Below are 13,946 nucleotides of genomic sequence, written 5' to 3'. Positions count from 1 at the left end.
AAGTGGTCGTCCGGGAGGAGGGACGTCGATGAGCACGAAGGACTTCGTCGAGAAGGACTACTACAAGGTCCTCGGCGTCCCCAAGGACGCCACCGAGGCCGAGATCAAGAAGGCGTACCGCAAGCTCGCCCGCGAGTTCCACCCGGACGCCAACAAGGGCGACGCCAAGGCGGAGGAGCGCTTCAAGGAGGTCTCCGAGGCGAACGACATCCTCGGTGACCCCAAGAAGCGCAAGGAGTACGACGAGGCGCGCGCCCTCTTCGGCAACGGCGGCTTCCGGGCCGGTCCCGGCGCCGGCGGCGGCAGCTTCAACTTCGACCTGGGCGACCTCTTCGGGGGCGCCCAGGGCGGGGCTGGAGGAGGCGGCGGCTTCGGCGGCGGCCTCGGCGACGTGTTCGGCGGGCTCTTCAACCGGGGCACCGCCGGTCCGGGCACCCGGGGCACCCAGCCGCGCCGCGGCCAGGACCTGGAGTCCGAGGTGACGCTCAGCTTCACCGAGGCGGTCGACGGGGCCACGGTCCCGATCCGGCTCTCCAGCCAGGCCCCCTGCAAGGCCTGTTCGGGCACCGGCGACAAGAACGGCACGCCCCGGGTGTGCCCGACGTGCGTCGGCACCGGGCAGGTCTCGCGCGGCACCGGTGGCGGCTTCTCGCTGACCGACCCGTGCGTGGACTGCAAGGGCCGCGGCCTGATCGCGGAGAACCCGTGCGAGGTCTGCAAGGGCAGCGGCCGTGCCAAGTCCTCGCGGACCATGCAGGTCAGGATTCCGGCGGGCGTCTTCGACGGCCAGCGGATCCGGCTGCGCGGCAAGGGCGCGGCGGGCGAGCGCGGTGGTCCCGCGGGCGACCTCTATGTGGTCGTCCATGTGGACAGCCACCCCGTCTTCGGCCGCAGGGACGACAACCTCACCGTCACCGTGCCGGTCTCCTTCGTGGAGGCGGCGCTCGGCGGCGAGGTGAAGGTGCCCACCCTGGGCGGGCCCCCGGTCACCCTGAAGCTGCCCGCGGGCACCCCCAACGGCCGTACCATGCGGGCCCGTGGCAAGGGTGCGGTCCGCAAGGACGGCTCGCGCGGGGACCTGCTGGTCACCGTGGAGGTCATGGTGCCCAAGGACCTCGACGACAAGGCACGCGAGGCCCTGGAGGCGTTCCGCGAGGCGACCGCGGAAGTCGATCCGCGGGCAGAACTGTTCCAGGCCGCGAAGGGAGCATGAGATGGACGGCCGACGACGCAATCCGTTCGAACTGACCGATGAATCGCCGGTGTACGTCATCTCGGTCGCCGCTCAGCTCTCCGGTCTGCACCCGCAGACCCTGCGCCAGTACGACCGCCTCGGCCTGGTCTCGCCCGACCGCACGGCCGGGCGCGGCCGGCGCTACTCGGCCCGCGACATCGAACTGCTCCGTACCGTCCAGCAGTTGTCGCAGGACGAGGGCATCAACCTGGCCGGTATCAAGCGCATCATCGAGCTGGAGAACCAGGTGGCCGCGCTCCAGCAGCGCGTCGCCGAGCTCTCGGCGGCGGTGGACGGCGCGGCGGCGGCGATGCGGCAGCGCGAGGCCCAGGTCCACGCGTCGTACCGGCGCGATCTGGTGCCGTACCAGGACGTGCAGCAGACCGGCGCGCTGGTGGTCTGGCGGCCCAAGAGACCGACGGACTGACCGCGCCCGTCGGACCGTCCGCGTCCACCGGCCATGTCCACCGGCCATGTCCACGGCCATGTTCACCGGCGATGTCCGCCGACCGCGCGCCCGTTCGGGTGCGGGCGGGCGCGCGGTTCCCGGCGCCGGCTCACCGGCCGGCGCCCTGCCACAGACTCACCACCAGCGCGGCGGCCGAGGTCAGCGCCGCCAGCGACGGCAGCGGCCAGCGCCCGCGTTCCAGTGCCTCCAGGCGCTTGTCGTGTTCTCCCAGGGTCTTGTCGGTCTGGTCGGCGCGCTGGAGCAGCAGCGCCAGATCGCCCCGGGTGGTGGCGAACCCGACCTCCACCGCGCGCCGCAGCCGCTCCAGTTCGATCGCGACTCCTTCGGCCTGGCCGCTGGTCACCATGACGGCTCCTTCGGTAGATGGCGGATCAGGACCGTAAGACGGCGGGAGGAGAGCCGTCCGCGGTGCCAGTCCAGGAGGTCCACGCCGTAGTGGCGCAGGAGCGCGGCTTCCAGCGCCTCGGCGTTGTTCTCCACGTACACGCCGAGGCGCAGCCTTCCCCCAGGCCGAGCCCGGTGTCGCGGCCCCAGGACGCGAGGACCGCCCCGGCGTCGTGCGGCGAGGGACGGTGGCGGCGCAGCCGCGCGGACTGGGCCTCGCCGAGGAGGAGTTCGAGCGAGGCGGAGAGGTCGTCGCCGCCCAGGGCGCGCAGTGCGCGCGCCGTCGCGCGGGTGAGTTCGCGGGGCAGCTCGAAGAGCTCGCCGCCCAGCTCGAAGGCCCAGGAACGGCCGTGCGCCTCCAGACGCTGGGCGCGGGCCGCGTCGATCCGGGGGGCGCCGGGTGCGGGTGTGGCGGGTGGTACGGCCATGGGACCTCCATCAAATGGCCTGTTCCGTAACGAGGTTGAGGGCCGGATCGCCGTACCCGCGGGGCGGGTCAGCGGATACAGTCGGTGTCACCTCTACGGGTGAGGCAGGGGAACAACGTGACCGTGAACGTGGACGAGGGCGAACGGCTGGCCGAGCGGTTCGAGGCCAACCGCACCCACTTGCGGGCCGTCGCCTACCGGATACTCGGCAACCTCAACGAGGCGGACGACGCCGTCCAGGAGGCCTGGCTCCGCCTCAGCCGCAGCGATGTGGCGTGCGTGAAGAACCTCGGCGGCTGGCTCACCACCGTCGTGGGCCGGGTCTGCCTGGACATGCTGCGCTCACGCGACTCCCGGCGCGAGCTGCTGTACGACGAGCCCGTGCCGGTGCACACGCGCGGGCACGAGGAGCCGCGCGACCCGGAGCACGAGGTGCTGCTCGTTGACTCGGTGGGCTTGGCGATGCTGGTCGTCCTGAACACGCTGGCGCCCGCCGAGCGGATCGCCTTCGTCCTGCACGACATGTTCATGGTGCCCTTCGACGAGATCGCCCCGGTGGTGGGCCGTTCCACGGTCGCCACCCGCCAGCTCGCCAGCCGGGCCCGGCGCCGGGTGCAGGAGTCCGCACCGGTGCCGGACGCGGATCTGGCGCGCCAGCGGGAGGTCGTCGACGCCTTCTTCGCCGCCTCGCGCGCCGGGGACTTCGACGCGCTGCTCGACCTGCTCGACCCGGACGTGGTGGTCCGGGCCGACCGGGCGACCGTGGAGGTGGGCGCGATGGGTGAGGTCCGGGGCGCGATGGCGGTGGCCGGCACGTTCAAGGGCCGCGCCCAGACCGCCCAACTCGCCCTGGTGGACGGCACCGTGGGCGCCGTGTGGGCGCCGGGGGGCGAGCTCAAGGTGGTCATCGGCTTCACCCTGGCCGAGGGCCGGATCACCGAGATCACGCTGCGGGCGGACCCGGACCGGCTGCGCCGGCTGGACCTGGCGGTCCTGGCGGCGTAAGAGGCCCGGGCCGGGCCCACGGCCGGCGTTCGCGGGACGGCCGTGGGCCCGGCGGTCGCGGTGCGCCACCGTGCCCGAGGGCGCGCGGGAAGGCGCGATGGGCCGGGCACGGCCCGCGGACCCGGGGGCGGTGGATCAGAAGGCGACGAGCCCCTCCGATCCCGGCGCCAGCCCGCCCGCGCTGGGCGCGAGCACGCCGGGGCTGACCACCCGCGGCGGGTCGTCGGCCACGCCGAAGCCCTTCAGGGTCGTGAGCCCGGCGCTCGCCTCGATGCGGTAGGCGCTGATCGTCATCCTGTCGCAGTACGGCGTCCCCTCCACGTAGGTGGGGAGCCGGGGGTCGGCGATCTTCTCGTCGATCCCGGCGGTCAGCACGTACAGGTACAGGCCGTCGTCGGTGATGGCCATGTCCTGGGTCGCGTGCGAGTTCTTGCTGACGGCGAGGTGGCCGTCGGCCGGGAAGAGCGTGATCTCGCCCCGCTCGTTGATACGGAAGCCGCCGATCGAACCGCTCTGGGCGTTCGCCACGTACACCACACCCGGGTCCAGGACGCTGTTCGCCGTCCAGCAGGTGGTGAGTTCGGTGGTGGTCACGGACGCGCTGATCACCTGGAGGGTGCCGTCGCGGTTGACGTGGTACGTGGACATCGAGCCCAGGAAGCCGGGGGCGCCGATGATCTCGGTCACCATCAGCACGTCGCCGTGGAAGGTCGCGGTGAACGGGGCCAGGCCGGCCGACTGGTTGCGCACCGGCTCGCCCACGCGGCCGTAGGCGTCGACGGGGAAGACGTCGATGATGTTCGTCTGCCGCTCCGTGACGATCAACTGGGTGCCGTCCGGGGTGAACTGGATCTGTGAGGGGCCCGCCCCCGCCCCGCCGATCAGCGCCCGGCGGGAGCCTTCGACGGGAGTGAGCGAACCGTCGTCGCCTACGCGGAAGCCGGAGATGGACCCGTCGGTGGCGTTCACGGCGAACAGGAGGTTGCCGTGCACGGCCACGCTCACCGGACGGACCCCGCCGGTGGCGACCCGGCTGACCAGCCGCAGCCGCTCGCCCTCGACGGCGAGCGAGGAGACCTCGTCGCTGCCGGAGTCGACGCCGAACAGGAACCGCCGGTCCTCGGAGGCGATCAGCGAGCCCTGCGACACCAGCGGGTCGGAGGTGTCCTCCAGGTCGTAGCTGCGGCCGACGCCGAGGCCGCCGGTCGGGTAGGTGCCCTTGCGGGTCAGGTTGCCGTAGACGTCACGGGCGAAGACCGTCACCGAGTTGCCGGTCTCCTGGTTGCTCATCACATAGACGAAGCCGCCGCGCCGCGCCGGGGGCGGGGGCGGGTTGTCGCCGGGGTGGCCGGAGCCGGACCCGGTCACGGCGCCGGTCGACGCGTCGGAGGTCTCGTTCGTACCCATGGGGGACTCCTTCTTGTTGGCCTTCTCGACATGCGGCTTTCGGCCGCGGGGCAGCAGATGCATGGCGTACGGGCCCTAGGCCGCGGGACCGGCCGCGCGGGAGGCACGCAGACCGTGGGCGGCGATGTCGTCCGCGATGTCGAGGCCGAGCCGGACGCCGCCGATGTTGAGGCTCAGGTCCATGTCGCCGGAGGCGTTGGGGACCCAGCCGTCGTAGTTCCAGTGCACACCGAGGAAGACCCGGCTGAGGCTGTTCTCGCGGATCATGTCCCAGAGCCCGCCGGGGAAGGTGCGGACCACCCGGGTCCGGGCGATCCCGTTGGTGTCGGTGGCCGTGCCGTTGAGCTCGTCGGAGACGAACTCAAGACCGGCGGCCAGGTTGTCCGGCCCGTACGAGCCGTGGCGGTAGAACTGCCGCACCGACTGGAAGGCCGCCGCGCCGAAGGTGGCGTGGCCCGAGGGGTAGGACGGGAAGTTCGGGGTCCGGTTGACCCTGCCGCCGGGGTTGTTGGTGTTGGGCGCGCCCAGCGGCAGCCACTCGGGGTCGGCGTCCGCGCTCAGCGCCGCGCGACCGGTGCCGGCCGGGCCCGAGGAGGGGTCGTGCTCGCGGATGCCGACGACCGGGCGCCACAGGTCGTAGACGTACTTGTCGGTCCAGGCGAGGATGCCCGCGTCCGCCATGGCCGCGTTGAGCAGGGCGAACAGCCGGGCGTTCTGGGCCGTGTCGTTCCGCTGCGCCTCGGCGACCTTGCGGACGATCATGTTGTACAAGCGGGGCGGTGTGCCCAGGCCGATGACTCCGTCGTACGCCCAGAACATGCCGATGGCCGTCTCCTGCGCGGTGCGCCGGCCGGCCCGCAGGTCCTCGGGCAGCGCGCCGGTCAGATGCGTCGCGATGCCCTTGGCGCGCACCTGGCGCAGCGCCGACTCGTAGCGCGGAGTGCCCGGCCGCGGCGGGGCGTCCAGGTGGTGGCGGGTGGTGGCCGCGAAGAGGTGGGAGCGGGCGCCGTAGTAGGCGGCGTAGACGCTCTGGCCGGGGTCGACCGGGTCGGGCCGGTGGTGCCCGTGGTCGGTGGAGTAGACGTAGCCGTCGTCGCCGAGGCCGGGGTCGCTGCCGCGCAGTGACAGCAGCGCCCGGGCGACCCGCAGGCCGAAGGCGTGGCCGGTGCCGGTGCCCGGTCCGGCCGGGAGCCCGGCGGCCCGGTGCTGGGCGGTGAAGTACTCCTTCTGCGTCGGGTAGAGGGCGCTGAGCGTGGCGTGCGCGGCGGCGGCGACGGCCGCGTCGGAGGAGGCGCCGGCCGGGGCCTCGGGCAGCGAGTCGCCGAGGTAGCAGTCGTGACCGGGGTGGATGGCGAAGTAGGCGTCGTGCATGGCGAGATGGGTCAGTGCCAGCGCCCGCGAGGCGCCGCACGGGCCCCGGGTGCCGGCCTCGGCGGGGGCGCCCGTGGTGTGGGTGGTGCGGTCGGCCTCCAGGGCCACCGCGTTCCAGAACAGGATCTGGTCCACAGGGGGACTCCTTTCACGGTGGTGTGCCGCACGGCATGGCCGAGGCGCCCGGCTCCTGTGCGGAGGGGGCGTGGAAGACGGCCGGAGCAGCACGAAGCGGCAGACCCGTCGCCCCGGATGTGGGCGCGGTTCTGCCGCTGCTCCAAGTGTGATCCGGGGTGCCCGATCGCGCAACAAGCCTGCTCGGAGCGGTGGTTGGCGCCCGCGCCGGAACAGCGCAAGGGCCCCACCCGGGGTGCGGGTGGGGCCCTTTGGGGAGGCCACGGGGGGCTGTGGAGCAGCTCCGGCTAGCGGTGCGGGATCTCGGCGCGGTGTACGGAACGCTCCGCCGCGAACACGTCCTCCAGCCGGTAGAGCAGTCTGCGCCCCTGCCTGCCGGCGGACCGCAGATGGCCCAGCTGGACCCACTTGCGCAGGGTCGCGGGCGAGACGGCCACCTCGGCGGCGGCGAGTTCGCCGGAGACCAGGCCGGACACCGGGGGCGGGGTCACGACGCCTCCTCCAGGGCCGTGCGGACGACATGGCGGCACACGGGGTTCACACAGAGCACGGCGCCGCGTTCGGGGAAGATGCGCAGCGACACCGAGTCGCAGGCGGGGCAGCGTCCGCCGATCCGGATCATCTGCTCCGGGTCCCCCAGCTCGCGGGCGCAGCGCCGGGCCATGCGCCGGGTCTCCTCCCGCACGTGCGCGGCGAGGTCGGGCAACTGGGCAATGGAGGGGCCGAGTCGGGCGATGCGGCCGAGTCGCGCCACCACGGGGGCGGGGGCCGCCGGGCGCAGGCCGAGCCGCTCCCGTACCGCCTCCTCCAGCTCGACCACGCCGTCGGTGATGTCCCGTACGGCGTCGGAGATGTGCAGCCGGATCGGGGCGGTGGTGGAGCGCGGGGAGCCGCCGGGCCGTTCGCGCGGTCCCACGGGGGACGGGGCGAGCTCGGCGAGGAGGTCGGGGAAGCGGCGGGCCAGCGACTGGAGCCACATCGTGTCGGCGCTCTCGCCGCTCATCGCTCGGCCTGCCCGGGCGTGTGCGCCGAGGGCCGCCTCACCTCGCGGCCGTTGCGCCAGAGCCGTCCGCCGCTCACCCCGTCGAAGAAGGTGTGCGCGGGGTCGACGACCACCTCGCACTCCCTCCGGATGGGACACTGATTGCATGCTCGCAATACCGGTTCCGCGTCGGAGGGGACGCGGGCGAACACGGAGTGTTGTGGGAGGTTCGCGCAGGCGGCGGCCCTGCGCCAGTCGAGGTCGTCCACCGCTCGGGATAAGTCCGAGGTCAAGGGTGTCTTTGGGATGGTCAGGTGTGCGGGCATGTGCAAACCCCTCCCCACGTATGGGAACACGAGTTCGGCAAATTGCGAACGCGTGATCAGGGTGACATGGTGCGTGCGCGTACGCAAGCGACTCATGCGTGCGGGCGCGCACCTACTGTCGCGCGAGCGCGCCGGGGGTACGCTGTCTCCCGCGACGAGGGAGAGCGACCACATGGGTTCGAGCGCACGGGCCGGCGCCCGCAACGAACAGGGCTACCGCGGTGACGGTGGTCGCGGCCACGCGGACGGGCTGGAGGAGTTCGCCGCCTGGATCGAGCGCCTGATGCGGCTGCGGAACTACGACATCGACAGCCCGCGCGGCGGCGGCAAGTCCAAGCTCGCGGACGACGCCGGGGTCCACCGGGCCGCCGTGAGCAGGCTGTTGCAGCGCCAGAGCATGCCGGACCTGGAGACCATGCGCAGACTGGCGGCCGTGCTCGGCGTACCGCTGCGGGACATGCTCATCCGCTCCGGCAGGCTCTCCGAGGACGATCTGCCGATCGCCGTGAGCCGCGGCGGACAGGACGGGGAGGGCGCGACGCCGCTCAGCCCCGAGGAGGCCGCCCGGCGCATGGGGGTGCCCGAGGAACTGCGCGAGCTGTTCGTACGCGTGACGAAGGCGTTCCTGCCGGACGGACGCGAGGGGGCCGGCAGCCCGGGGGTGTGAAGGAGGGCGGGGGATGGCGGACGGCGACGGTTCAGGAGGCGAACAGGACGCGCTGGCCCAGGTGGTGGGCGGCCTGTTGATCGAACTGGGGGAGAAGGTCCGGCGCGCCGGCCTCGACGGTGTACGGGTCCTGACCGACCAGGAGCTCCAGCACGAGCAGCTCCGCTGGTTCCGGGAGGGCTGGGAGGAGCACGCCCGCGTCAGCCGCGCGGCGGACGGCGGCGGGCGCGCCGACGGACGGGGCGGGGACGGGCCGCGGGGTCCGGTGGAGGAAGGCGCCCATCCGCAGGGCGACGGCGGGCGGGACGCGGCCGGGCACCCCGAGGCGGGCCGGCCGCCGGCGCCGGGACGGCTGTTGCGGTTCCCCCAGACGCCCGACGGCCGCCCCGCCCATCCGCTGCCGATCGTCGGCACCGGCGAGGCGCGCGGCAAGGATCTGATGCCACACCGCCCGCGCGGGCGCCAGCGCGGCCGTCCCACGGACGACGACGACCCGCCGGGGAGCCATCCGCACGTATAGAGGGGGCGGCCGGCGCCTTCAGTCGTCCTGCTCCAGGATTCCCGACTGGGCGATGAGATAGCCGAGTTGGGCCCGGCTGCCGCTGCCCAGGGCGGCGTTCAGTTTGGCGATGTGGGCGCGGCAGGTGCGGACGTTCATCCCGAGCCGCCGCGCGATGGAGTCGTCCACGTGCCCCTCCACGAGGAGCTTGGCGATGGAGCGCTGGACGCCGGTGATGCCCTCCGCCTTGGAGGAGCCGTACGGGACCTCCTCCTCCCACGGCACCGCGTGCAGCCAGAACTGGTCGAAGACGCCGACCAGATACTGCACCAGGCCCTCGTGCCGCAGCTCCAGCGCGACGCGGCGGTCGCTGCGCGCGGGGATGAAGGCCACCCGGCGGTCCACGATGATCAGCCGGTCGATGATCTCTTCCAGCGTGCGGACCTCCAGGCCGAAGGGCGCGATGCGCTCCACGTACCCGATCGTCGCGGAGTGGTGGCGGGCGGTGTGCTGGTAGAGGGTGCGCATGCCCACGCCCCGGTCGAGCAGCGGCTGGACCCGGCGCAGGCCCGACTCCAGGGTCTCGGGTCTGCGTCCGCTGCCGGGCTGGATGGTGAGCAGTTCCTTGGTGCACTCGTCGATGACGCGGTCCAGCGTCGCGTTGATGAGCTCCAGGCCTTCGAGGACCGTGATCGCGTGGGTGCTCGCCGCGTCCTCGCTGGTGATCGCCATGAACGGCTCGAAGGTGCTGGCCAGTGACATCGACAGCTTCCTGCGCTCCTGGATCTCGCGTTCCAGGGGCTGCACGAGCTGGTTCAGGACGACGGAGGGCGGAACCGGCCGCAGCTGCTCCGCGTCGTCCGCGTCGGGCCGCAGCAGCGCGAGATCGATGAGACAGGGAGCGGCCTGGGCTTCCGTGCGAGTTATTCCGCCGGTACGCAACGCGGTGGCGTAGAGGGTCTTGCCCATCTCGCACAGGTCTGTAGGGCCATGACTATGTCCGAAGTGCCCCTGATACAACCGGATTACACCCCCCTCATACTCCTGAATTACAGGAACATGATGCCTGGCCTCGCTGGTGGAAGCGCTCAGAGTGAGCCATCGTCTTATGCGCGGGGGGAGGGAATGATCATAAAGAGGTGGAGATCGGCCATGAGCAGGATGGTTCGAGCACTTAGCGCTATAGCCGTTGTCGCGGCTGCTCTTTGCGCTCTCGCCGCGAGTGGGGAACCCACGTGGGAGAGCAAGCCGTCCCACGGAACCGTGGCGGCTCCGGGAGAGCCCACCTGGGAGCACAAGCCGGCGACGCGGGTCCTGGCGGCTCCAGTGGAGCCTACCTGGGAGGTCGCGCCCGCGGGTGTAAGCGCATGAGCCTCCCGCCGGACGACCGGGTCTTCCGGCGCGAAATGGCCACGGCCTACCGCTCGGGGTGGCACTTCATCGACCTCGTCACGGCGATCCCCCACCGTGGCGATTCGTTGATGGTCACCCTGTTCGGCGAGCCGATCCTGGTCGCGCGTGAGGACGACGAGGACGTCCGTGCCTACCGGTGCCTGCGTCGGCCGCGCGGGGCGCCGCAGCCGATTCGCTGTGCCGTTCGCTACGGCATGGTGTTCGTCAATCTGGACCAGCGAGACCACCAACTGTTCGACCCCGAGTCATCTACCGCCACCCCCCGCAGTGCCTGAAGCGATTCCCCCGTCGTTGTAAATCGCTCAGGCGCTTCCCCCACACAGCGGCGCCATCGTGGACCTGAACACGGTGGCGCCGCTGTGCTGCCCGGGTACGGCCACGCGCGCGTACCCGCGCGCGCGTGGCCGTACGCGGCTCAGCCCTTGCCCATCGCCCGCTCCAGGACGATCTCGATCAGCACCCGGTCCGGGTTCTCGCGCGGCGTCCGGCCGTACCGCTCGGCGTAGCGGGCCACCGCGTCGGCGATCGCCCCCGCCTCGGTACGTACGTACGCCCGGCCCTCCAGGGTGGCCCAGCGGCGCCCGTCCACCTGGCAGACCGCGGCCCGCGCTCCCTCCTCGCCGGCCGCCAGTACGTTGCGCACCTTCCTGCTGGACCGGTTGGCGATCACCCGCGCCACGCCCGCGTCCGGGTCGTAGGTGACCCCCACCGGCACCAGGTGCGGGCTGCCGTCCGGGCGCGGGGTCGTCAGCGTGCACAGGTGCCGCTCGCGCCAGAAGGCGAGATAGGCCGCGTCGGGCTGCCGGGGGTCCACAGGGGTACGCGTGGGGGAGGCCGGGGCGGCGCCCGTGTCCGTGCTCGTGGTCATGCGTCGAAACCTACGCGGAACTCGTCCCCGTCACCTTGAGCGGAATAGGCTCAACTTTATGTACGCTGGATGAGTCATGGAGTTCGTACCCCCTGCGCCGAGGAGGAGAGACCGCACGTGGACGCCGAGCTGACCAACAGGAGCCGGGACGCGATCAACGCCGCGAGCAGCCGGGCCGTGTCCGACGGACACCCCGACCTGACGCCTGCCCACCTGCTGCTCGCCCTCCTGACGGGTGAGGAGAACGAGAACATCGTCGACCTGCTGGCCGCCGCCGGGGCAGACCAGGCCGCCGTCCGGTCCGGGGCGGAGCGGCTGCTCGCCGCGCTGCCCAAGGTGGCCGGTTCCACCGTCGCCCCGCCGCAGCCCGACCGCGACCTGCTGGCCGTCATCGCCGACGCCGCGCAGCGCGCCAAGGAGCTGGGCGACGAGTACCTCTCCACCGAGCACCTGCTCATCGGTCTCGCCGCCAAGGGCGGCCGTACCGGCGAGCTCCTCTCCCAGCAGGGCGCGACCGCCAAGAAGCTCCTTGAGGCATTCGAGACAGTACGAGGAGGACGGAGGGTGACCACCCCCGACCCGGAGGGCCAGTACAAGGCCCTGGAGAAGTTCGGCACGGATTTCACGGCCGCGGCCCGCGAGGGCAAGCTCGACCCGGTCATCGGCCGGGACCAGGAGATCCGCCGGGTGGTGCAGGTGCTCTCCCGGCGCACCAAGAACAACCCGGTGCTCATCGGTGAGCCGGGCGTCGGCAAGACGGCGGTCGTCGAGGGCCTGGCCCAGCGGATCATCAAGGGCGACGTCCCGGAGTCCCTGAAGAACAAGCGGCTCGTCTCGCTCGACCTGGGCGCGATGGTGGCCGGGGCGAAGTACCGGGGCGAGTTCGAGGAGCGCCTGAAGACCGTCCTCTCCGAGATCAAGGAGAGCGACGGCCAGATCATCACCTTCATCGACGAGCTGCACACGGTTGTCGGCGCGGGCGCCGGCGGCGACTCGGCCATGGACGCGGGCAACATGCTCAAGCCGATGCTGGCCCGCGGCGAGCTGCGGATGGTCGGCGCCACCACGCTCGACGAGTACCGCGAGCGCATCGAGAAGGACCCGGCCCTGGAGCGCCGCTTCCAGCAGGTCCTGGTCGCCGAGCCCACGGTCGAGGACACCATCGCGATCCTGCGCGGCCTCAAGGGGCGCTACGAGGCGCACCACAAGGTGCAGATCGCGGACAGCGCGCTGGTGGCCGCGGCCACCCTCTCCGACCGCTACATCACCTCCCGCTTCCTGCCGGACAAGGCGATCGACCTGGTGGACGAGGCCGCCTCCCGCCTCCGTATGGAGATCGACTCCTCGCCGCTGGAGATCGACGAGCTCCAGCGGTCGGTGGACCGCCTCCGTATGGAGGAGCTGGCCCTGTCCAAGGAGACGGACGCGGCGAGCAAGGAGCGGCTGGAGAAGATCCGCCGCGACCTCGCCGACAAGGAGGAGGAGCTGCGCGGTCTGACCGCCCGCTGGGAGAAGGAGAAGGAGGGCCTGAACCGGGTCGGTGAGCTCAAGGAGCGCCTCGACGACCTGCGCGGCCAGGCCGAGCGCGCCCAGCGCGACGGCGACTTCGACACCGCCTCCAAGCTGCTGTACGGCGAGATCCCGACCCTGGAGCGCGAGCTCGAGGCCGCCTCCGAGGCCGAGCAGGAGGCCTCCGGGGACACCATGGTCAAGGAGGAGGTCGGCCCGGACGACATCGCGGACGTGGTCGGCTCCTGGACCGGCATCCCGGCCGGGCGTCTGCTGGAGGGCGAGACGCAGAAGCTGCTGCGCATGGAGGACGAGCTGGGCCGCCGGCTGATCGGCCAGTCCGAGGCGGTCCGCGCGGTCTCGGACGCGGTCCGGCGCACCCGGGCGGGCATCGCCGACCCCGACCGCCCCACCGGTTCCTTCCTCTTCCTGGGCCCCACCGGCGTCGGCAAGACGGAGCTGGCCAAGGCGCTGGCCGACTTCCTCTTCGACGACGAGCGGGCGATGGTCCGCATCGACATGTCGGAGTACGGCGAGAAGCACAGCGTGGCCCGTCTGGTCGGCGCCCCGCCCGGGTACGTGGGGTACGAGGAGGGCGGCCAGCTCACAGAGGCCGTCCGCCGCCGCCCGTACAGCGTGGTGCTGCTCGACGAGGTCGAGAAGGCGCACCCGGAGGTCTTCGACGTCCTGCTCCAGGTCCTCGACGACGGCCGCCTCACCGACGGCCAGGGCCGCACGGTCGACTTCCGCAACACGATCCTGGTCCTGACGTCGAACCTCGGCAGCCAGTACCTGGTAGAGCCCCTGACCTCCGAGGAGGAGAAGAAGCAGCAGGTACTGGAGGTGGTGCGGGCGTCCTTCAAGCCGGAGTTCCTCAACCGCCTCGACGACCTGGTGGTCTTCTCGGCGCTCACCAGGGACGAGCTGGCGCACATCGCGGAGCTCCAGATCGCCCGCCTCGCCAAGCGCCTGGCCGACCGCCGCCTCGCCCTGGACGTCACGCCCGAGGCGCTGGCCTGGCTCGCCGACGAGGGCAACGACCCGGCCTACGGCGCCCGCCCGCTGCGCCGCCTGATCCAGACCGCCATCGGCGACCGGCTCGCCAAGGAGATCCTGGCGGGCGAGGTCAAGGACGGCGACACGGTCCGCGTCGACCGGGTGGGGGACGGTCTGATCGTGGGCGCGGCGACCGGAAAGACGCTGTAGCCGTACGTATCGGGCTGTGGACAGGCCCGTCACCCTCGTGGGT

General features: G+C 72.1%; 15 protein-coding genes. 7 read left to right on the top strand and 8 right to left on the bottom strand.

The features are described 5' to 3' along the window. Positions 1–28 precede the first annotated feature (28 nt). Entirely contained in the window at positions 29–1,213 is a 1,185-nt protein-coding gene (gene dnaJ / locus ACZ5ID_RS05550) for a molecular chaperone DnaJ (RefSeq protein WP_468893701.1), read from the top strand. A 1-nt stretch (position 1,214) separates the two neighbouring features. Next, positions 1,215–1,661 (top strand): heat shock protein transcriptional repressor HspR, encoded by a 447-nt coding sequence (locus ACZ5ID_RS05545; protein WP_468893699.1) that lies wholly within the window; start codon positions 1,215–1,217, stop codon positions 1,659–1,661. A 130-nt stretch (positions 1,662–1,791) separates the two neighbouring features. On the opposite strand, the gene ACZ5ID_RS05540 is transcribed toward ACZ5ID_RS05545, so the two are convergent. Both ACZ5ID_RS05540 and ACZ5ID_RS05535 read right to left on the bottom strand, forming a co-directional pair. Continuing rightward, on the bottom strand, positions 1,792–2,049 hold the full coding sequence (locus ACZ5ID_RS05540; protein ID WP_468893697.1) for a hypothetical protein: 258 nt from the start codon (positions 2,047–2,049) through the stop codon (positions 1,792–1,794). 25 nt (positions 2,050–2,074) lie between these two features. Further along, positions 2,075–2,515, bottom strand: coding sequence for a hypothetical protein (locus ACZ5ID_RS05535; RefSeq protein WP_468893696.1), 441 nt, complete (start codon positions 2,513–2,515; stop codon positions 2,075–2,077). 117 nt (positions 2,516–2,632) lie between these two features. On the opposite strand from ACZ5ID_RS05535, the gene ACZ5ID_RS05530 reads away from it, so the two are divergent. Further along, positions 2,633–3,520, top strand: a complete 888-nt coding sequence (locus ACZ5ID_RS05530) for a sigma-70 family RNA polymerase sigma factor (protein WP_468893694.1) — start codon at positions 2,633–2,635, stop codon at positions 3,518–3,520. Positions 3,521–3,655: 135 nt separating this feature from the next. Here the strand turns inward: ACZ5ID_RS05530 and ACZ5ID_RS05525 are convergent, their stop codons facing one another. The 4 genes from ACZ5ID_RS05525 to ACZ5ID_RS05510 form a co-directional block, all read right to left on the bottom strand. Beyond that, entirely contained in the window at positions 3,656–4,927 is a 1,272-nt protein-coding gene (locus ACZ5ID_RS05525) for a lactonase family protein (protein ID WP_468893692.1), read from the bottom strand. 75 nt (positions 4,928–5,002) lie between these two features. Next, on the bottom strand, positions 5,003–6,433 hold the full coding sequence (locus ACZ5ID_RS05520) for a vanadium-dependent haloperoxidase (RefSeq protein WP_468893690.1): 1,431 nt from the start codon (positions 6,431–6,433) through the stop codon (positions 5,003–5,005). A 287-nt stretch (positions 6,434–6,720) separates the two neighbouring features. Next, complete coding sequence (locus ACZ5ID_RS05515) at positions 6,721–6,924, bottom strand: helix-turn-helix domain-containing protein (RefSeq protein ID WP_468893688.1); 204 nt, start codon at positions 6,922–6,924, stop codon at positions 6,721–6,723. Further along, positions 6,921–7,436, bottom strand: coding sequence for a hypothetical protein (locus tag ACZ5ID_RS05510; RefSeq protein WP_468893686.1), 516 nt, complete (start codon positions 7,434–7,436; stop codon positions 6,921–6,923). Before ACZ5ID_RS05510 ends, ACZ5ID_RS05515 begins: the two co-directional genes overlap by 4 nt. Positions 7,437–8,024: 588 nt before the next feature. On the opposite strand from ACZ5ID_RS05510, the gene ACZ5ID_RS05505 reads away from it, so the two are divergent. Both ACZ5ID_RS05505 and ACZ5ID_RS05500 read left to right on the top strand, forming a co-directional pair. Next, positions 8,025–8,408: a helix-turn-helix domain-containing protein gene (locus ACZ5ID_RS05505; protein WP_406557461.1), complete on the top strand. Its 384-nt coding sequence runs from the start codon at positions 8,025–8,027 to the stop codon at positions 8,406–8,408. Between the two features lie 13 nt (positions 8,409–8,421). Continuing rightward, on the top strand, positions 8,422–8,928 hold the full coding sequence (locus ACZ5ID_RS05500) for a hypothetical protein (protein WP_468893685.1): 507 nt from the start codon (positions 8,422–8,424) through the stop codon (positions 8,926–8,928). Positions 8,929–8,946: 18 nt separating this feature from the next. Here the strand turns inward: ACZ5ID_RS05500 and ACZ5ID_RS05495 are convergent, their stop codons facing one another. Continuing rightward, complete coding sequence (locus ACZ5ID_RS05495; RefSeq protein WP_406555640.1) at positions 8,947–9,876, bottom strand: helix-turn-helix transcriptional regulator; 930 nt, start codon at positions 9,874–9,876, stop codon at positions 8,947–8,949. A 398-nt stretch (positions 9,877–10,274) separates the two neighbouring features. Between ACZ5ID_RS05495 and ACZ5ID_RS05490 the strand changes: the two genes are divergently transcribed. Continuing rightward, positions 10,275–10,595 (top strand): Rieske (2Fe-2S) protein, encoded by a 321-nt coding sequence (locus ACZ5ID_RS05490; protein WP_283142738.1) that lies wholly within the window; start codon positions 10,275–10,277, stop codon positions 10,593–10,595. Between the two features lie 140 nt (positions 10,596–10,735). Here the strand turns inward: ACZ5ID_RS05490 and ACZ5ID_RS05485 are convergent, their stop codons facing one another. After that, positions 10,736–11,188 (bottom strand): pyridoxamine 5'-phosphate oxidase family protein, encoded by a 453-nt coding sequence (locus ACZ5ID_RS05485; RefSeq protein ID WP_468893682.1) that lies wholly within the window; start codon positions 11,186–11,188, stop codon positions 10,736–10,738. Positions 11,189–11,305: 117 nt separating this feature from the next. Between ACZ5ID_RS05485 and clpB the strand changes: the two genes are divergently transcribed. Continuing rightward, the gene (clpB, locus tag ACZ5ID_RS05480; protein ID WP_468893680.1) at positions 11,306–13,903 is read left to right on the top strand and encodes an ATP-dependent chaperone ClpB; all 2,598 of its coding nucleotides are present in this window, start codon (positions 11,306–11,308) and stop codon (positions 13,901–13,903) included. The last annotated feature ends 43 nt before the right edge of the window (positions 13,904–13,946 follow it).

The sequence above is a fragment of the Streptomyces sp. NPDC031670 genome (assembly GCF_055580545.1).
This window is presented reverse-complemented; position numbering and strand designations above follow the sequence as displayed.